Source organism: Cryobacterium sp. AP27, assembly GCF_056680495.1.
Window position 1 is genome coordinate 3,367,646 of record NZ_CM155285.1, and the last position, 18,905, is coordinate 3,386,550.

Genomic DNA, 18,905 nt, shown 5'->3' on the forward strand with positions numbered 1-18,905 from the left:
CCTCCGCACAGGTGACGGAGAGCGTGCGGCACGGCGCGATGTAGGCTTGGTGAGGCCGCCAGAGGAGGAAACATGACCACACGGTGGGCACGTTTCACCCGCGGCTGGATTGTCGCCTTCGTCTCCACGCTTGTGGCCGCGGTCTCACACACGCTCGCCGGTGGAGCCGGCCCCGGCGTTTTACCCATTGTGGTTTCACTGGCCTTCGCCGGAATGATCTGCGTGGTTCTTGCCGGGCGTACCCTCTCGCTCTGGCGCGGCGCCCTGGCCGTGCTCGCCAGCCAGTTCATTTTTCACGGCCTCTTCTCCCTGGGCGAGTCGGGGGGCGCGATCACGGCCGATGCGATTTCCACCTCCGGAACGCATCAGCACTCGCTGCTGCCCGGGATCATCGAGGCCACCGGCGGCACGGCTGTCACGCATGTCGGTCACGACAGTCCCACGATGTGGCTTGCCCACGGGGCGGCCGCCGGCATCACAATCGTGGCGCTCCGTTTCGGCGAGGGCGCGTTCTGGAGCCTCTTCGACACCGCGCGGCTCATCGTCCGCGCCCTTTTTCTTCCGACGGTCACCGTGGTCGTTCCGCCGGTGCTTGCGCGTCGCGCAAGCACCGCACGCGTGAGCGTTCCCCGCAGCATCTTCGTCCTGTTGTCCTCGGTCTGGCTCCGTGGGCCGCCACTGGTCTCAAGCGTCTCCTGACACTCTCTCGGCCGCATTCGCCGCGCCGTGCCGATTCTCGGCAGAACCAGACCATTGCCCATTTCGCACCAAATGAGATGCAGACCCCGTGCTGCCTCCTGTGCGGCCGTCGCCGGCCGCTCCGAAACCTCTGAAGGACCACCCATGAAGCGTTCCACCTCCACATCCGCACTCGCGGGATCCGCCCTCGTCGCCGGTGTGCTGCTTGCGCTGAGCGCCCCGCTCGCCGCCAGCGCCCACGTCTCCGCGGACTCCACCTCAACCGCCGCTGGGTCGTCTACCCTGCTGACCTTCTCCACGGCACACGGATGCGACGGCTCACCCACCACGAGTATCGCCATTTCCCTCCCCGAGGGCGTCGCGAGCGTTGCGCCCACGATCAACGCCGGCTGGGACGTTGAAAAAGTTGCCGAGGACCTGGCCACGCCGATCGACGACGGCCACGGCAACACGATCACCAGCCGCACCGGACAGGTCGTCTACACGGCTCAGGCGCCGCTCGAAAGCGGCCTGCGCACCACGTTCGTGCTGAGCTTCACGATTCCGGCCGACGCTGCGGGCGAAACGCTCGAGTTCCCGGTCCTGCAGACGTGCGAGATCGGCTCCACGAACTGGAACGAAACCACCGTTGACGGCGAAGACGAGCCGGCGAGCCCCGCGCCCTTCATCACGGTGACCGAAGCGACCGGCGACGAGCCTGGCCACGGGGTCGAGACAACCGACCACGACGAGACGACCGACGAGGCAGCGACGGAGAGCACCGCATCCTCTGACGATGTTCTCGCTCGTATCCTCGGCGTCGGCGGCCTCGCCGTCGGAGCCGTCGGCATTGTGCTCGCCGTGACCGCGCGTCGCAAGCAGTCTGCGTAGGGGACACCGCATGCGCAGCGTACGGTCCCATTCGCACACCCACGGCCCGGGAATGTCCGTGCTCACCCGGGTCATGCTCGGCGGCAGCCTGGTCCTCGCCGCCGTGGGGCTATGCGCTGCGCCCGCCTCGGCGCACAACTACCCGGTCGGGTCCGCACCGGCCGAGAATGCGGTCGTCACGGAGCAACCCGGCATCTTCTCCGTGACCACGAATGACCTGCTGCTCGACCTCGACGGGACGGGCGCGGCCAGCGCCATGCTGATCACCGGCCCGATGAGCGCCGGCACCCCGCTCTATTATGGTGACGGCTGCGCCACCGTCTCCGGCGCCACGGTGGAGACGACGGCCCAGCTTGGCGCCGCGGGCGAATACACCGTCACGTGGCAGACCGTGTCCACCGACGGTCACGCCATCTCTGACACGTACTCGTTCACCTGGAAACCGGCCGCCGGAGAGAAGCTCGCAACCGGCTCGCCCGACGCCCCCACGTGTGGCAGAGCGGCCGCCGACGGGACACCGCCGGCAACGGATGCCCCGGACGCGGACGCAACCGAGCCTGCTGCCTCGTCCGGGATGCTCGCCGACCTGGCCTGGATCGGCGGGTCCCTCGGCGTCGTGCTCCTCGCCGTCGGCGCGACCCTGTTCGTGCTGCGACGCAAGGCGCGGCACCACACCCCGGGGTAATTCCCCCGCCGCCCGGAATCACCCGTCAGGGGATTTCGGGCGGCACCCCCCGAAAGGCCCCTCTCGGCCGGCGCAAGAGCACTTGTATAGTGTCCCTATTCGCGCCCCGGGGAGGATCCATGGTCTCAATCAGAGATGCCCACGACCCGCGCGATAACGCCTTCAACCTGATCCGGCTGATACTCGCCGCCGTCGTGATCGTGTCCCATTCGTGGCCGGTGTCCGGCGTCGGCGACGACCCACGGCTCGGAGACATGAAACTCGGCGTGCTGGCCGTCGGAGGATTCTTCGGCATCAGCGGCTACCTGATCACCAAGAGCCGCATGCGCACGGCCTTCTTCCCGTACCTGTGGCGGCGGGCGCTGCGCATTCTGCCGGCGTTCTGGGTTTGCCTCATTTTCACCGGTTTTGTGGCGAGTGCCCTCACCGGGACGGTCCACGGAGGCTGGAACGCCCAGGCCGGACTGCACTATGTCGTGAGCAATGCCGACATGTGGAATGGTGACTCCAAGGTGGGTGACACCCTCGTCGGGTCTCCCCTCCCCCATACCTGGAACGGATCGCTCTGGACGCTGCGCTACGAGATCGGCTGCTACATCCTCGTGGGGCTCCTGCTCTACTCCCGGATGGCGCGGACACGACGGTGGCCCCTGCTCGTGACGTTCCTCGCTGCGACGGCCTTCGGAATCGCCGAGAGTGTGCGGCACGACTCGGGCACCCTCGAAAACATCGCCCTGCTGCTGCCGTTCTTCCTGGCCGGCGCCGTGCTGTTTCGCTACAGCGACGTCGTGCCGCTGAACGGAAAAATCGGGCTGGCCGCCGTGCTGCTTGTGACCGCGCTGTGCACGGTCGGTCTGGGGCGTGAACTGGCCGCGCTGCCACTCGCCTACGTCATGATCTGGCTCGGCTCGGCGCTCCCGGCTCGGTTGCGGCGGCTTGGCAGCCGCAACGACTACTCCTACGGACTGTACGTGTATGCGTTCCCGGTGCAGCAGCTTCTCGTGATCGCGGGCGCCACGAGCTTCGGGATCACCTTCTATATTGTGGCGAGCATCCTCACGACGATTCCGCTCGCGGTCGCGAGTTGGTGGCTGATCGAGAAGCCGGCGCAGCAGCTCAAGAACGTGTTTCGGCAGGGACGGTTTGCCCTGCGTGGCGGGGCGCCGAGCCCGGGGAGCCCGGTCACGTTGCCGGCGGTGGCCGCCGGAGCGCTGCCCGCCGCACCCGATCAGAACCCCCGGCTCTCGGCGGCGCGCCGTTGGCGCAGGTAGACTCGCACGGTGAGTTGGAACGCCGAAATCCCGTGGAATCCTGACGAGTTCGAACCACCGGAAGACTTCGACGCTCCACCGCCGCCGGGTGACGGCGGGTACGCGCAACCCTCCGGTGGCCAGCCGGCGAGCAGCGGGCAGGCGCCCGCAGCCCCCCGCGTGGTCACCGCGCCGGCGACGCGCAAATTCGGTACGGCCGCTGAGGCCCTGCACACCGTCTTCGGGTACGACTCGTTTCGCGGTGACCAGGCCGAGATCATCGCGCAGGTCGTCGAGGGCAACGACGCCGTCGTGCTCATGCCCACCGGTGGCGGCAAAAGCCTCTGTTACCAGATCCCCTCGCTCGTGCGCGAAGGAACCGGCATCGTCGTCTCCCCGCTCATCGCCCTGATGCAGGATCAGGTCGATGCGCTCACCGCGGTGGGGGTGCGCGCCGCGTTCCTCAATTCCAGTCAGGATGCTGCCGCGCGAGGTCAGGTGGAACGCGACTACCTGTCGGGCAACCTTGACCTGCTCTACGTGGCACCGGAGCGCCTCTCGAGTGAGGCGACCAAACGCTTCCTCGACCAGGGCACGATCGCGCTGTTCGCGATCGACGAGGCGCACTGCGTGTCGCAGTGGGGGCACGATTTTCGTCCGGACTACCTGGCTCTCTCCGAGCTGGCCGACCGCTGGCCGGACGTGCCGCGCATCGCCCTCACGGCGACCGCCACGGATGCCACGCACCAGGAAATCACGACCCGCCTGCAGATGGGCGACGCCAGGCATTTCGTGGCGAGCTTCGACCGGCCGAACATCCAGTACCGGATCGTGGGCAAGAACGAGGTGCGCAAGCAGCTCCTGTCGTTCATCAAGACCGAGCACGCAGACGACGCGGGCATCGTATACGCGCTCAGTCGCAAGACCGTGGACCAGACCGCCGAGTTCCTGCGCCAGAACGGGCTCAACGCCCTGCCGTACCACGCGGGCCTCGACGCGGGACTGCGCGCTCGCACCCAGTCCCGGTTTCTGCGCGAGGAGGGCGTCATCATCGTGGCGACCATCGCATTCGGGATGGGAATCGATAAACCCGACGTGCGTTTCGTGGCCCACATCGACCTGCCCAAATCGGTCGAGGGGTACTACCAGGAAACCGGTCGCGCCGGTCGTGACGGCGCCCCCGCCGACGCGTGGCTGGCCTACGGTCTCGCCGACGTCGTGCAGCAACGCCGCATGATCGACGAGTCGCCGGGCGACCTCGCGCATCGCCGCAAGCTCTCCGCGCACCTCGACGCCATGCTCGCGCTGTGTGAGACGGTGCACTGCCGCCGCGTCAACCTGCTTCGCTACTTCGGGCAGACGAGCGAGCCGTGCGGCAACTGCGACACGTGCCTCGAACCACCCGAAGCCTGGGACGGCACGGTCCCCGCCCAGAAGCTGCTGTCGACGATTGTGCGCCTGCTGCGTGAGCGCAACCAGAAATTCGGCGCCGGACATCTCATCGACATACTGCGCGGCAAGGAAACCCCCCGTGCCACGCAACACCGGCACACCGAGCTCAAGACGTGGGGGATCGGCGCGGACCTCAGCGACCAGCAGTGGCGCGGTGTCGTGCGACAGATGCTGGCCCAGGGCTTTCTCGCCACCTCCGGCGAATACGGCACGCTGATCCTGACGGATTCCGCCGCCGACGTGCTCGGCGGGGGCCGCAGTGTGCAGCTGCGCACCGAACCCGACCGTCCCGTGCGGTCTGCCGCCGCCAGGGGGTCGAGCAAGAAGGCGGCCGCGGCGGACCTGTCGCCGGATCAGGCCGCCCTCTTCGAGGCATTGCGGGTCTGGCGCTCAGCCCAGTCGAGGGAGCAGGGCGTTCCGGCGTACATCGTGTTCGGCGACGCGACCCTGCTTGCGGTGGCCGCGGCGAAGCCCGCGACGATGAGCGACCTCGACGGCATCACCGGTATCGGTGCCAAGAAGCTCGAGGCGTATGGGGAAGCGCTGCTCGAGGTGGTGGGCGCGGCGCCGGTCGGTTAGCTCGACCACCCCGGGGGTTGTGGAGGATAGCTGGGAGATCGCCGGTGCGGTTGAGGAAACCTACAACACTGATGCCGTCACCCGCATGCGCCTTTGTAGCCCGGTCACGCACCATTTCCGTGGGAGCCCGGTTGGTTCTAGCGTGAGCGAACAGCAACGTTCCGCGCAAGAGTTAGGACCCCGATGGTTGACACCGCCCAGCGCTCCACGACCCGCCCCACCGTGGGCTCGACCGACGCCCACGCGGATGCGGACACCGGACCCGTAGCCGTCGGCGGTGTCACGACGCACCCGACCGTTGACGTGGCCGGCCTCGGGCGACAGCTGCTTGGCACGTGGGCCGACGTGCGCGTCAAGGCCCGCGAGCTGTCTGCTCGCCCCGACATGCAGCGCATAGAGGGTCTCAGCATGGACGAGCACCGCGCCCGTGTTTTCAGCCAACTGCATGTGCTCGCCGAGAACGGCCATGTGCTCCGCGCCTTCCCGGCGCACCTCGGCGGGGCCGACGACCACGGCGGAAACATCGCCGGTTTTGAAGAACTCGTCATCGCCGACCCCAGCCTGCAGATCAAGGGCGGCGTACAGTGGGGGCTCTTCGGAGCGGCTGTGCTGCACCTCGGCACCGAGAAGCATCACAACAAATACCTGCCCGACATCATGAACCTCACCGTTCCCGGTGCGTTCGCGATGACCGAGATCGGGCACGGCTCGGACGTCGCGAGCATCGGCACCACCGCGACCTTCGACCCCGACACCGGCGACTTCGTGATCCACACTCCGTTCCGCGCGGCCTGGAAGGACTACCTCGGCAACGCCGCGAAGGACGGCATCGCAGCCGTGCTCTTCGCGCAGCTGATCACCCAGGGCGTCAACCACGGGGTGCACGCGTTCTATATCCCGATTCGTGATGAATCCGGTGCCTTCCTGCCCGGCATCGGCGGCGAAGACGACGGCCTCAAGGGCGGTCTCAACGGCATCGACAATGGTCGGCTGCACTTCGACCAGGTGCACATTCCGCGCGAAAACCTGCTCAACCGCTATGGCGACGTCGCCGAAGACGGCACATACACGAGTTCCATTTCCAGCCCGGGCCGCCGATTCTTCACCATGCTCGGCACGCTCGTGCAGGGCCGAGTGTCCCTCGACGGCGCCGCCACCGCGGCATCCGCCCTGGCCCTCACGATTGCGATCACCTACGGCGGCCAACGGCGGCAGTTCAACGCGGGAAGCGCGACCGACGAAGAGGTCATCCTCGACTATCAGCGCCACCAGCGCCGGCTGTTCCCTCGCCTCGCGACGACCTACGCCCAGACGTTCGCGCACGATGAATTCCTGGTCAAGTTCGACGACGTGTTCAGCGGGAAGGCCGACACGGACGCCGACCGACAGGACCTCGAAACCCTGGCCGCCGCGCTCAAGCCGCTCTCCACCTGGCATGCCCTCGACACCCTCCAGGAGGCGCGCGAAGCCTGCGGTGGCGCCGGATTCCTGGCGGCCAACCGCCTTGTGGGGCTGCGCGCGGACCTCGACGTGTACGCCACCTTCGAAGGTGACAACAACGTGTTGCTGCAACTCGTGGCCAAGCGTCTGCTCACCGACTACAGCCGCAAATTCGCGAAAGCGGATGCCGGCGCTCTCGCCCGCTACGTCGTGCAGCAGGCCGCCGACCGCGCCTACCACGGCACGGGCCTGCGCACCCTGGCCCAGCTGATGGCCGACCGCGGGTCGACGGCACGCTCGGTCGGCGCCCTGCGCGACACCGAGGTGCAGCGCGAGATGCTGACCGACCGGGTGGAGACGATGATCGCCGATGTCGCGGGCAAGCTGCGTCCGGCGACCAAGTTGCCCAAAAAGGAAGCGGCCGATCTGTTCAACGCTCACCAGAACGAGCTCATCGAGGCCGCTCGGGCCCACGGTGAGCTGCTGCAATGGGAGGCCTTCACGCGAGCCCTCGAGAAGACGGAGGACCCCGGAACGAAGCGCGTGCTCACCTGGCTGCGTGACCTCTTCGGCCTGGGACTCGTGGAGAAGAACCTCGCCTGGTATCTCATCAACGGGCGTCTCTCCGCGAAGCGTGCGCAAGCGGTCACGGCCTACATCGACCGGTTGATTGCGCGCATCCGACCGCACGCGCAGGACCTCGTCGACGCATTCGGCTACACACAGGACCACCTCCGTGCCCCCATTGCGAGCGGGCTCGAACGCGAACGCCAGACGGAAGCCCGCGACTACTACGCCGCTGCCCGCGCCTCGGGCTCCGCTCCGCGCGCGGAGAAGCCCGCCAAGAAATAGCCCAGGCACGTCGTACCGCGGTACGAGACCCGCACGGAATGACCATCCTTGCGGGTGATGTGCCGCGGTAGTCGTCGCCCGTAACGTCTTTCATAGGGGCCGCAGAGTGTGCGGCCCCACCACTTCATGAAAGAGGCAACGGATGATTCAGGCACAGTCCCTGACCAAGCGCTACGGCAGCAAGACCGCCGTCGACTCGGTCGACTTCTCCGTGCAGCCGGGCAAGGTCACCGGGTTCCTCGGGCCCAACGGCGCCGGAAAATCCACCACGATGCGCATGATCGTGGGACTCGACAAGCCCACCTCGGGTTCCGTCATCGTCAACGGCAAGGCCTACCGCGAGCACGGGGCGCCCCTCCGCGAGGTCGGTGTGTTGCTCGACGCGAAAGCCGTGCACACCGGACGCAGCGCCTACAACCACCTGCGGGCGCTGGCCGCGACCCACCGCATCCCGTCCAGCCGCGTCGATGAGGTCATCGCTCTGACCGGCCTCGAGTCCGTCGCCCGCAAGCGCGTCGGCGGTTTCTCCCTCGGCATGGGTCAGCGTCTCGGCATCGCCGCCGCGCTGCTCGGCGACCCCGCCACCCTCATTCTCGACGAACCCGTCAACGGCCTCGATCCCGAGGGGGTGTTGTGGGTTCGACGCCTCACCCGCCAGCTGGCCGCTGAGGGTCGCACCGTTCTGCTCTCCTCGCACCTCATGAGCGAGATGGCGCTCACCGCCGACCACCTGATCGTGCTCGGCCGTGGACGCGTGATAGCGGATGCTCCCGTGGCCGACATCATCGCCTCGGCCAACCGAAGCACGGTCCGGGTTCGCACGCCCAACTCGTCCGGTCTCGCGAATCTTCTCGCCCAGCCGGACGTCACGGTCACCAACCTCGAGCAGGACCTGCTCGAGATTGTCGGCGTGACCGCCATGGAAATCGGCGACCAGGCCGCCCGCGCCGGGATCGTCCTGCACGAACTCACCCCCGTGAGCGCATCCCTCGAAGAGGCGTACATGTCTCTCACCCAGGACGAGGTGGAATACCGCACCAATGGTGTGCCCTCGACCAATGACTCGGTAACACCGGCACTGCAGGAGGCGGCACGATGACCACCCTGACCCACCCCACCGAACCCGCCGCCATCGACACGCCCTACGTGTCGTCCGGCCCCGGCCTCAGCTTCGCCGCCCTGATCCGCTCCGAGTGGATCAAGCTGTGGAGCGTGCGCTCCACCGTATGGTCGCTGTCCCTCGTCGTCGTCGTGTCCCTCGGCATGGCCGCGGTCATGGCCTGGGCCGCAACCTTGCAGCTGAACAACGGGGCGGGCCCCGCCGACCTCAGCGTGCTTCCCGCCGCCGACCAGGCCGCGATCGTTCTGCAGGCCGCCACGTTCGGCGTCTTCTTCGGTCAACTGATCGTGGCCGTGCTCGGAGTGCTCGTCATCAGCGGCGAATACTCCACCGGCATGATCAAATCCACCCTCACGGCGGTTCCGCGCCGTCTCGGTGCCCTCGGGGCCAAGGCCGTCGTGTTGTTCGCGTGCACCTTCGCGGTGGGCGTCGTCAGTACCGTCGGATCCTTCCTCGTGGCGGCCCCGATGCTCGCCGGGCAGGGCCTGAGCGTGAGCCTGTTCGACTCGGCCGTTGTTCTGCCGCTGCTGGGCGCATCGCTCTACCTGGGCCTCATCGCCGTGTTCGCGCTCGGAATCGGCACGATCCTTCGCAGCTCCGCAGGCGGCATCGCCGCGGCGCTCGGAGCGCTCCTGCTGTTGCCGATCGTGCTCTCCATGATTCCCGCACAGTGGGCAATGGATGTGTCCCCGTACCTGCTCTCGAACGCCGGGACCGCGCTGTTCTCAACCACGGCCGCCATGGAGCCCTGGCAGGGACTGCTCGTCGTCCTCGGCTGGATCGTCGCCGTGGTCGGCCTCGCCGGCGTCCTGCTCAAGAAGCGCGACGCGTAACTCGGCACACTGCACGCCGACGGCGTAAAATTGTCAAAATGACGCCGACACATCTCTCCCCCGGGCGCAACACGCCACCCGGGGGAGAGTTGCGTCTGCCCACCCCACCCGGCCTGATCCGGCGCTTCTGGGCTCGGCATCCGCTCTTGGCCGACGTGCTCCTGGCGGGGGTCTATCTCGTGCCGATGGGGATCGTGCTGCTCGTGGACACGACAATGAACGTCGGTGCCTCGCGGGGGATGCTCGCGCTCAACGCGATCATCGTGCTCGGCGTCACTGCGGCGCTGCTCTTCCGCCGGCGTGCGCCCCGACTCGTGCTCGCGATCGCCGTGCTGGGAATGGTGGCGGGATTCGCCGAATACGGACAGGGACATCTGCTGCCCGTGCTCCTGGCCCTCTACGCCGTGGCCGTCTACGGGGACGTGCCGACGGCGTGGGTGGGATTCGGCGCGTCGGCTCTGCTCGGCGGGCTTTCCGCATGGCTCAATGACGGCGTCACGTTCATGTCCTGGGTCGCCATGGCGAGCCAGCTTGCGATCATGATGCTGGCCGCCACCCTGATCGGCGTCAACGTGGGCAACAGCAAGCGCTACGTGGAAGCGCTCGTCGACCTCGCGGCCCAACTCGCCGCCGAACGGGATCAGGAGGCGCAGCTGGCCCGGGTGTCCGAGCGGGCACGCATTGCGCGGGAAATGCACGACGTCATCGCGCACAGCCTGTCGGTTATGGTCGCCCTCGCCGACGGAGCCCACGCCATCGCACCGAAAAATGCCGAACGCGCCAGAGACGCCATGCTGGAGGTCGCCTCCACCGGGCGCAGTTCGATGCAGGAGATGCGTCGCCTTCTCGGCGTACTCGCCGAAGATCCCGAGACGGGGTCCGCAGAACGCCGCGGCGCGCGTGACCCCGCCGTCACGGCCCCGCTCGCACCCCAGCCCGGAACCGAACAGCTCGTCGAACTCGTCGAATCCTTCCGTTCGGCGAATCTGCCGATCCGTCTGGAGCAGAACGGGCGCTCGCCGCACAACACCGGGGTGCAACTCACGATCTATCGGATCGTGCAGGAGTCGCTCACGAACGCATTGCGCTACTCGGACAGTCCCACGCTCGTCACCGTGCGGATCGTGGTCACGTCGGACAGCGTGCGTGTGGTCGTCGCCGACAACGGGCAGTCGCACTCTCCCGCACCGTCGCAGGGATCCGGGCGAGGAATCATCGGTCTTCAGGAACGCGTCGCCGTGTACGGAGGCACGCTCGAAGCAGGCCCGGCCGCCAACCGCGGCTGGCGTGTCACGGGCACCATGGTTTTCGATCCGGAGGACAACGCGTGACGATTCGAATTTTGCTCGTCGACGATCAGACCCTGCTGCGGGTCGGTTTTCGCATGGTTCTTGACGCCGAAGACGACCTCCGGGTGGTCGGCGAGGCCGGCGATGGGGCCGTCGCGCTCGCCCTCGCCGCTCGCGAACGGCCCGACGTCGTGCTCATGGACGTGCGCATGCCCGGCATGGACGGGATTGAAGCCACCCGGCAGATCGTCGCGGCGAATCCGACCACCCGGGTGATCATCCTCACCACCTTCGACCTCGACGAGTACGCCTTCGGCGGGCTTCGAGCCGGCGCGAGCGGTTTCCTGCTCAAGAACACCGAACCGACCGAGCTGATAGCGGCGATCCGCTCGGTGGCGTCGGGGGAGGCCTCCGTGTCACCCCGGGTGACGCAGCGGATGCTTGACCTCTTCGGTTCACAGCTCCCGGCCCGGCCGGGGGCCGAAAGCGAGGAGAGCGGCCGCCTCGACACTCTCACCTCGCGCGAACACGAGGTCTTCCTCGCCATCGCCGAGGGACTCTCAAACCCGGAACTCGCCCTGCGCTACAGCCTGTCGGAGTCGACGGTGAAGACCCACGTCGGCCGTATCCTCCAGAAGCTCGGGCTGCGGGACCGCGTACAGGCCGTGATACTCGCCTATGAGCTGGGCCTCGTCGGGGGCTGACTTCTCCCGGACCGGCACGGGGAATAGGCTCACAGCATGCGTACTTTCTACCCAGAAATCGAACCCTACGAAACCGGCATGCTCGACGTCGGCGATGGACAGACGATGTATTGGGAGGCGTCGGGCAACCCGCAGGGCAAGCCCGCCGTCTACCTGCACGGGGGTCCGGGCGGAGCCAGCAGCGCTCCGCAGCGCCGGGTTTTCGATCCGGCGAAGTACCGGATCATTCTCTTCGACCAGCGGGGATGTGGGCGCAGCACCCCGCATGCGAGCGCGCCCGATGCCGACCTGACCACGAACACGACGTGGCATCTCGTAGACGACCTCGAAAAACTGCGCGAGCACCTCGGGATTGAACGCTGGCTGGTCTGCGGCGGTTCCTGGGGCAGCACGCTCGGGCTCGCGTACGCCGAGACCCACCCCGCCAAGGTCACCGAGCTGGTTCTGCGGGGCATTTTCACGCTGCGTCCGATGGAACTCGACTGGTTCTACGAGGGCGGCGCCGCCGCCATCTACCCCGACCTGTGGGAGGCGTTTCTGGCCCCGGTCCCCGAAAATGATCGCGGCCACTTGATAGCGGCGTACGGGCGTATGCTGCATGATCCGGACGCGTTCGTGCGTGAACGTGCCGGCATCGCCTGGGCCACCTGGGAATCGTCGACGATCACCCTGTTGCAGGAGCCGGACAAGATCGCGCACTTCTCCGAGCCGGCCTTCGCGGTGGCCTTCGCCCGCATCGAAAACCACTTCTTCTCGAATGGGGGCTGGTTCGAGCCGAATCAGCTGATTCGGGACGCGAGCCGCCTCTCCGACATTCCCGGGGTCATCGTCCAGGGGCGCTACGACATGTGCACGCCCGCGTTCACGGCCTGGGAGCTGCACAAGAACTGGCCGGAGGCGGACTTTCGAATGATCCCGGATGCCGGCCACGCGTTTGACCAGCCGGGAATCCTTGACGCGATCATTGACGCCACGGATCGTTTCGCCGCCTGACGGGACGTCGGCCACACCCCCCTTCCGGGTCAGTTCGCCGGGGAATGGCAGCTTGTCCTTGATGGGGCGCCGGTCGGCACCTATCGTTGGGTGCGAGGCGACCATTTGCCAGGCGAACCGATCCCGCGTGCGCCGGTGACCGCCGGCTGAGGATCGTCCCGAGTGAGTGCTGCCCCGGTCACATCCCCGCTGACTGCGATGGGTCATATCGGTCCTGCGGCCCTGTCGAGCCGCATCCTTGCAGCGGTCGTACTCATCCTGCTGGGGATGCGCGTAGACCTGCCGCAGGGGCTCACGGTGGGCTACCTCGCCGTCATTGCGCTGGTTCCCGTCTGGTTGCGCGTGCTGCCGCTCTATCGGGGCGCGACGACCATTTTTGTCACCGGCCTCGCGTGCCTGATTTCCGGTGTGTGGCTCAACGGCCTTTCCTCCTCGACCCACGCCATCAGCCTCGGCGAAACGGCCGGCGTTCTGATCGGTCTCGTCGGAATTCTCTGCTCCATCGGGTTTCTGCTCTGGGTCAGGGAGCTGATGAACACGTCGTGGATCGCCCTGTACTTCGGCATCGGTCTGTTCGCCGGCGTCACGTCCTCCAGCGGCATGTTCGAGGACAATCCGTGGCGCTTCGGGTATTCCTTCGCCGTCACGGTGATCGCTCTCGCGCTGGCCCACCTGACCGGCCGCCGCTGGGTCGAGCTCAGCGTCGTCGGGATCCTCACCGTCGTGTCCATGTTCACGGACGCACGTTCTGCGTTCGCCATTCTGTTCCTGACCGCGATTCTGGTTCTCTGGCAGATGCGCCCGAGGCGGGCCGGGCGGCGGCAATCAGGCGTGGGTGTCATCGCGGGGATGGGGGCGCTCGCCGCCACGGTCTTCTACCTAGCCCAGTCGGCCATCCTGGCCGGCTACTTCGGCGAGGCGACACGGCAACGCACCGTCGCGCAGCTCGAAGCCGCCGGGTCGCTGATTCTCGGCGGGCGGCCAGAACTCGCCGCCACCCTGAGCCTGATGCGGGATCGACCGCTCGGATACGGGGCCGGCACCATCCTGAACCCAGAAGACCTGCAGACGGCCAAGGCCGGCATGGCGAGCATCAACTACGAGCCCGACAACGGCTACGTGGAGAAGTACATGTTCGGCGGGCATATCGAACTGCACTCCGTCTTCGGTGATCTGTGGGCCCATTTCGGTATTCCGGGCCTGGCGCTCGCCGTGGTGCTGCTCGTGCTGATCGTCTGGGCGCTCGGGTCCCTGATCGCCCAGGCCTCCGCGAGCGCGGTCGTGACCTTCCTCTGCATCAGCGTGGTCTGGGCGATGATGTTCGGTCCGCTGTACGGCGCCACCCGGATGATCATCCTCGTCATGGGGCTCATTCTCGTGCGGCGTGGCTCGATGGTCAGTCCCGTGCGGTCGCCTGCGCGTTTCGCCCGAGCGCGACCGGGCGGCTGAGCGACTCGAGGGCCCGCCGTAAGGCCGTGCTCGAGGTGTGCACGGTGTAGGGAAAATACACGACCTCAACTCCGACGGCGGCGAACTGGCGTTCCAGCCGGAGCCCGCGTGGAGTTCCCCGCCAGTCGTCGCCCTTGAAGAACACGTCGAAGCGCAGCTGCTCCCACGTATCCATTTTGTCCGGGAGGACCTCGGGCACGGCCTCATCCACGAAGCTGATGTGGTGCACGATCTCGAGTCGCTCGTTGAGGGGAACGACGGGCCGGGCGCCCTTGGTCAACTCGAGCATTTCGTCGGACACCACGCCGGCGATCAGGTAGTCGCAGTGGCTCCTGGCCTGGCGCAGGATGTTGAGGTGCCCCACATGGAACAGGTCGAATCCCCCGGCGGCGTAGCCCACCCGCATGGAATCGGTGCGTGCGCGCGCTTCGCTCATGTCCTGGGTCACCTGCTGATCACCTTCTTTTCGGGGATACGCCAGAGCCTATTGAGTAGGTGTCGACGCGGTCTAGCTGCTGGGCCGGGTCGCCCCATAATTGGGGGTTTCGCCGGATGTGTCGGATTAGGTTGACGGTGAGTCCTAAATGAGTAATGCTTGGTTTAGTTGTGCGGCTCCCCTCAGTTGCGCGTCCATCCCGCACCTGTCCGAGCGCGTGCACCGTCGATCCACCAACATTCAGTTCCATTTCTTCGCACCGTTGACCGCATCATGCCGATTGTCAAAGGTGGCGATTCTTCCGCGCGGCTCGTGAGCCGCATTGCGCGGGCTTCGCAGTCCGATGCTTGGCCTGTCCCTGCTTTTCGCCTGACCAGGAATTCCTGCGAGGGCGTTGTGTGTTGTTTTGCGCTGCGCCATGAGTTGTGGCCAGCGGTCCATGGCGGCCCCCTGCAGTTGCCTCACCCGCACATGCCGAACATGTGCAGCTTTCGAAATCGTGCCACTCCATGCTCTCCACGCTCAAGCGCGTGACGGTTCGACCCGTCGCCGCCATGTCCTCTTCCCGCTCCCGAATGGCCCTGAGGGCCACCGCAATCCTTGCCATCGTCGGCGTCGGCCTCTTCTCGGCCACCGGCGTGCAGGCAGCCACCGCCGTCACCGTCAAATCAGCAACCTCGCTGCAGACGGTCGTCGTGAAGACCGGCTCGTCCGCCACCATTTCCTTGGGGACCGTTCCTGCCGGCGCGACCCACGTCGAGTTCACGGTGCGGGGCACCGGCCAGTGGCAGAACACCGATGTCAGTGCGTCCCTGGGCGCGAGCGGCGGTAAGACGCTCCTGATGACCGCTGTCGCCAACCAGGCGACCACGAAGACGGTGCGCTTGGCGGTTCCGGCCGACACGAACGGGCAGATCACGTTCCACAGCAGTCGGGCGAGCATCAATCTCGCGACCAGCGGCGTGACCTTCACGACCCCTGCCCCGGCCGCAGCTGCCTCGTTGCAGACGATCGTGGTGAAGACCGGCTCGTCGGCCACCATTCCACTCGGCACGGTTCCGGCCCGCACCACCCACGTCACGTTGACTGTGCGGGGCACCGGCCAGTGGCAGAACACCGATGTCAGTGCGTCCCTGGGCGCGAGCGGCGGTAAGACGCTCCTGATGACCGCTGTCGCCAACCAGGCGACCACGAAGACGGTGCGCTTGCCGGTTCCGGCCGACACGAACGGGCAGATCACGTTCCACAGCAGTCGGGCGAGCATCAATCTCGCGACCAGCGGCGTGACCTTCACGACGGCTCCCGCTGCGGCACCGGCACCGGCTCCCGCCCCGGCTCCCGCCCCGGCCCCGGCTCCGGCTCCCGCTCCCGCTCCCGCCCCCGCTCCGGCCGCCGCCCAGCCCGGCGCCGGCAACACCGGTGTCCCCGCGGGCAAGGCCCTCACCGTGCGCAATGGTGATTGGACGATCACCACACCCGGAACGGTCATCGACGGCATGGACATCCGCGGCATGGTCAAAATCATGGCGCCCAACGTCACCATCAAGAACTCGATCATTCGTGGTCGGTCCGCCGCAAGCCCGATGGCTCTGGTAAGCAACATGGGTGACTACGCCAACCTGAACATCACTGACACCGAGATGTTCCCCTCGGAGGCCTCGCCCAACGTGCAGGGCTTCTACGGGTCCAACGCCACCTTCACCCGGGTCAACATGCACGGGATCGTGGACGGCGTGCACATCACCGGCAGCAACGTCACGGTGCAGAAGTCCTGGATCCACGACAACCTGCACTACCTCGTCGACCCGAACCAGGGCGGCAAGCCCAGTCACGACGACACCATCCAGATTCAGGTCGGCGACAACATTCGCATCCTGGGCAATACCCTCACCGGTGCGCACAGCGCCGCCGTCATGATCACACAGGACCGCGGGAAGGTCTCGAACTTCACGTTCAGCAACAACTACGCCGACAACGGTGCCTGCACGATCAACATCGCCCAGAAGGCGTATGGTCCGCTCTCCGGTGTCACGATCACCGACAACACCTTCGGTCGCAACACCAAGCTGGCCAACTGCGCCATCATCAACGCGCCGACCACACCGATTGCCCTGGCCCGTAACTACTACGTGCCGGACAACACCCTGGTCACCGTGAAACGCGGAGCCTGACTCCACGTAGTATCGCCTCACTGAGGGGGCCACCCGCTTCGGCGCGTGGCCCCCTCAGTGCTCAGCGGGTTCCCGCAGCCGGGCCGAACCGTGTCCTGGACGACCGGCGAGGGCGGCGCCGATCACGTCGCGCAGCAAATCTTCGCGGCGCTGCCTGCCGAACAGCGGGTTGACGGCCGCGGGAGTCGCGAGTTCGTCACCACGAAGCATCCCGCGGGCGAGGACCGTGAGCGCCGTGCGTATGTCCGACACCGCGTCATCCGTGCGCGCTACGGCGATCCCGCCGACGATCCGCAGCACCTCCGCGGCCCCGCCGTCGCCGTAGCCCACCGCGCGCAGGCCCAGACGCCAGGCTTCGACCGGAACGAGGCCGAACGGCTCCGGCTTCGTCGGAAAGCACAGCACGGCGTCAATCTCGGGTGCGATAGCGGCAAGCGAGGAGACCTCGCCCCGATACTCGATGCGCGGATTCGATGCGGCGGCGGCCAGAACCTCCACGAGGGCCTCCTCCTGGCCGGGGAAGGGAGCGCCGCACAGCAGCAGACGCCACGGCACCCCGCCGGGAATCTCGTCGCGCACGGCCCGAACCACCTCCAGATGACCCTTGTGACCATTCACCCGCCCCACCACGGCAAGCGTCGGCGGCTCATGTACGGCCCTCTTGTCGAGGCCGTCCACCGGTTCGAAGACGGGAAACATGACCGTGAGACGACGCTGCTTCACGCCATGGGCGCTCAGCCAGTCCGCCGTCGCCGTGCTGCATGCGCAAATGGGGAACGCTCCCGGCGCGAGAAGAGCTCGCACGAGCAATCCGCCCGCCGCGCCGGGGAGCAGCTCGTGAACCGACACGTAAAATCGTCTGCGTCGTGCCCGCAGCACCGGGATGTAGGCGGCGAGGGCCAGGGTCCACAACACCACGAGGTCCGCCTCGACCATCTCCGGTCGAAGGACCGGTCGCCGCAACACATCCCGCAGTCGACTGCGGCGCAGCACGCTCAGCGCCGGATCGATCACCACGCGCACGGAATCGCCCAGGGGAGCCAGCATGTCAGCGAGGGGGCCGTCCCGCGGGACAAAAACCGTCACCTGATGCCCGAGTCGCGCCAGGCACTCCGTTTCCTGCGCGAGCACGCGAGTAGCGCCGTAGGAGTCGTTGCTCCCGTGCAAGACGACAATTCTCATCGGGACTCCTGCTGCAGTGTGCGGTGACGCCCACCCTAGCGCGCGGCCATGACCCGGGACCTCGTCCCGTTTGGGGGTGCACGATGATCAGGTCACAACGGGGCCGCGCCACCGGCAAGGCCCTAGAATCAGCACGAACAGAGGGGGAGGAATATGACCGTACAACCTCCGGCATCAGGCCGCTTTCGGTGGACGACCCGCCTGGGCTGGATCGCCGTCGCCCTCGCCGTCGCCCTCCTGGTCGTGCTCTCGACCGCCCTCGTTCGCGCCAACACGACCGCCACCGAGCCCTCGCGCCCCGTGGCCGGCGCCACGCCCAGCCCAACACGATCCGCGACCGCGTCGACGACCCCGACCCCCGCTGTCAGCCTCGCGGCGCCGAACTCCGCGGCGCCCGGGTCCCCGGACCCCGAACCCCCCGCAGCCGGGGCACCGCCGACGGTGCCGGGCGACGCCGTTCCGCCCGTGGAGCAGCCGCCCGTGGCCCTCACCGACTCCGCGGCGGCGGTTCCCGAGGTCGTCTTCAGCCTGGGCGCTCTTCAGGCCGTGGAAGGTGAGGCGCAAGGCCCCGGGGAGGTCGGCGGCCCCGCCGTGCGTTTCACCCTGACCGTGCGCAACGACACGACCGAGACCGTGTCGCTCGCCGCCACCATCGTCAACTTCCACGCGGGGGCCGATCAGTCTCCTGCCGGCGAGATTTTCCACCCCGGCGGTGCGCCGCTGCCCCGCGAGCTCAAGCCCGGGCAGGCGGTTTCCGGAACGTTCCTCTTCGTGGTTGCCCGGTCCGATCGAGATCAGGTGAAGATCACGGTCGACTATTCCGTGGGGGTTCCGCTCGTGGTGTTCGAAGGTACAGCCCCCGCCTGATTCCCGATTTGGGGGCAGCGAGCCGGCGACGTGC

Annotated in this window: 16 protein-coding genes; 14 read left to right on the plus strand and 2 right to left on the minus strand. The window is 67.3% G+C overall.

Going from position 1 to position 18,905, the window contains the following annotated elements; all coding sequences use genetic code 11:
- The first annotated feature begins 72 nt into the window (after nucleotides 1–72).
- From AC1MB9_RS15945 to AC1MB9_RS16000, 12 genes are all read left to right on the plus strand, one after another.
- Complete coding sequence (locus AC1MB9_RS15945) at nucleotides 73–699, plus strand: hypothetical protein (RefSeq protein ID WP_479962889.1); 627 nt, start codon at nucleotides 73–75, stop codon at nucleotides 697–699.
- Nucleotides 700–843: 144 nt separating this feature from the next.
- A complete protein-coding gene (locus AC1MB9_RS15950) occupies nucleotides 844–1,569 on the plus strand; it encodes a YcnI family copper-binding membrane protein (RefSeq protein ID WP_479962890.1) in 726 nt (241 codons plus the stop codon).
- A 10-nt stretch (nucleotides 1,570–1,579) separates the two neighbouring features.
- The gene (locus AC1MB9_RS15955) at nucleotides 1,580–2,254 is read left to right on the plus strand and encodes a copper resistance CopC family protein (RefSeq protein ID WP_479962891.1); all 675 of its coding nucleotides are present in this window, start codon (nucleotides 1,580–1,582) and stop codon (nucleotides 2,252–2,254) included.
- Nucleotides 2,255–2,373: 119 nt separating this feature from the next.
- Nucleotides 2,374–3,525, plus strand: coding sequence for an acyltransferase family protein (locus tag AC1MB9_RS15960; protein WP_479962892.1), 1,152 nt, complete (start codon nucleotides 2,374–2,376; stop codon nucleotides 3,523–3,525).
- Nucleotides 3,526–3,534: 9 nt separating this feature from the next.
- Complete coding sequence (gene recQ / locus AC1MB9_RS15965; protein ID WP_479962893.1) at nucleotides 3,535–5,535, plus strand: DNA helicase RecQ; 2,001 nt, start codon at nucleotides 3,535–3,537, stop codon at nucleotides 5,533–5,535.
- Between the two features lie 183 nt (nucleotides 5,536–5,718).
- The gene (locus AC1MB9_RS15970) at nucleotides 5,719–7,827 is read left to right on the plus strand and encodes an acyl-CoA dehydrogenase family protein (protein WP_479962894.1); all 2,109 of its coding nucleotides are present in this window, start codon (nucleotides 5,719–5,721) and stop codon (nucleotides 7,825–7,827) included.
- Between the two features lie 142 nt (nucleotides 7,828–7,969).
- Nucleotides 7,970–8,926 (plus strand): ABC transporter ATP-binding protein, encoded by a 957-nt coding sequence (locus AC1MB9_RS15975; protein WP_479962895.1) that lies wholly within the window; start codon nucleotides 7,970–7,972, stop codon nucleotides 8,924–8,926.
- Complete coding sequence (locus tag AC1MB9_RS15980) at nucleotides 8,923–9,780, plus strand: ABC transporter permease subunit (RefSeq protein ID WP_479962896.1); 858 nt, start codon at nucleotides 8,923–8,925, stop codon at nucleotides 9,778–9,780. The genes AC1MB9_RS15975 and AC1MB9_RS15980 overlap by 4 nt, the downstream gene beginning before the upstream one ends.
- A 38-nt stretch (nucleotides 9,781–9,818) precedes the next feature.
- Nucleotides 9,819–11,111 (plus strand): sensor histidine kinase, encoded by a 1,293-nt coding sequence (locus AC1MB9_RS15985; RefSeq protein ID WP_479962897.1) that lies wholly within the window; start codon nucleotides 9,819–9,821, stop codon nucleotides 11,109–11,111.
- Nucleotides 11,108–11,773 carry a response regulator gene (locus AC1MB9_RS15990; RefSeq protein ID WP_479962898.1) on the plus strand — a complete coding sequence of 222 codons (666 nt, stop codon included), beginning with the start codon at nucleotides 11,108–11,110 and terminating at the stop codon, nucleotides 11,771–11,773. Before AC1MB9_RS15985 ends, AC1MB9_RS15990 begins: the two co-directional genes overlap by 4 nt.
- Before the next feature lie 36 nt (nucleotides 11,774–11,809).
- Nucleotides 11,810–12,766, plus strand: a complete 957-nt coding sequence (gene pip / locus AC1MB9_RS15995; RefSeq protein WP_479962899.1) for a prolyl aminopeptidase — start codon at nucleotides 11,810–11,812, stop codon at nucleotides 12,764–12,766.
- Nucleotides 12,767–12,928: 162 nt separating this feature from the next.
- Entirely contained in the window at nucleotides 12,929–14,215 is a 1,287-nt protein-coding gene (locus AC1MB9_RS16000) for a hypothetical protein (RefSeq protein WP_479962900.1), read from the plus strand.
- On the opposite strand, the gene AC1MB9_RS16005 is transcribed toward AC1MB9_RS16000, so the two are convergent.
- Nucleotides 14,163–14,621 carry an FAD synthase family protein gene (locus AC1MB9_RS16005; protein ID WP_479964674.1) on the minus strand — a complete coding sequence of 153 codons (459 nt, stop codon included), beginning with the start codon at nucleotides 14,619–14,621 and terminating at the stop codon, nucleotides 14,163–14,165. The genes AC1MB9_RS16000 and AC1MB9_RS16005 overlap by 53 nt on opposite strands.
- Before the next feature lie 560 nt (nucleotides 14,622–15,181).
- Between AC1MB9_RS16005 and AC1MB9_RS16010 the strand changes: the two genes are divergently transcribed.
- Nucleotides 15,182–16,822, plus strand: a complete 1,641-nt coding sequence (locus tag AC1MB9_RS16010) for a hypothetical protein (RefSeq protein ID WP_479962901.1) — start codon at nucleotides 15,182–15,184, stop codon at nucleotides 16,820–16,822.
- Nucleotides 16,823–16,876: 54 nt separating this feature from the next.
- Here the strand turns inward: AC1MB9_RS16010 and AC1MB9_RS16015 are convergent, their stop codons facing one another.
- Nucleotides 16,877–18,004, minus strand: a complete 1,128-nt coding sequence (locus AC1MB9_RS16015; protein ID WP_479962902.1) for a glycosyltransferase family 4 protein — start codon at nucleotides 18,002–18,004, stop codon at nucleotides 16,877–16,879.
- 153 nt (nucleotides 18,005–18,157) lie between these two features.
- On the opposite strand from AC1MB9_RS16015, the gene AC1MB9_RS16020 reads away from it, so the two are divergent.
- Nucleotides 18,158–18,871, plus strand: a complete 714-nt coding sequence (locus AC1MB9_RS16020) for a hypothetical protein (protein ID WP_479962903.1) — start codon at nucleotides 18,158–18,160, stop codon at nucleotides 18,869–18,871.
- Nucleotides 18,872–18,905: the final 34 nt, after the last annotated feature.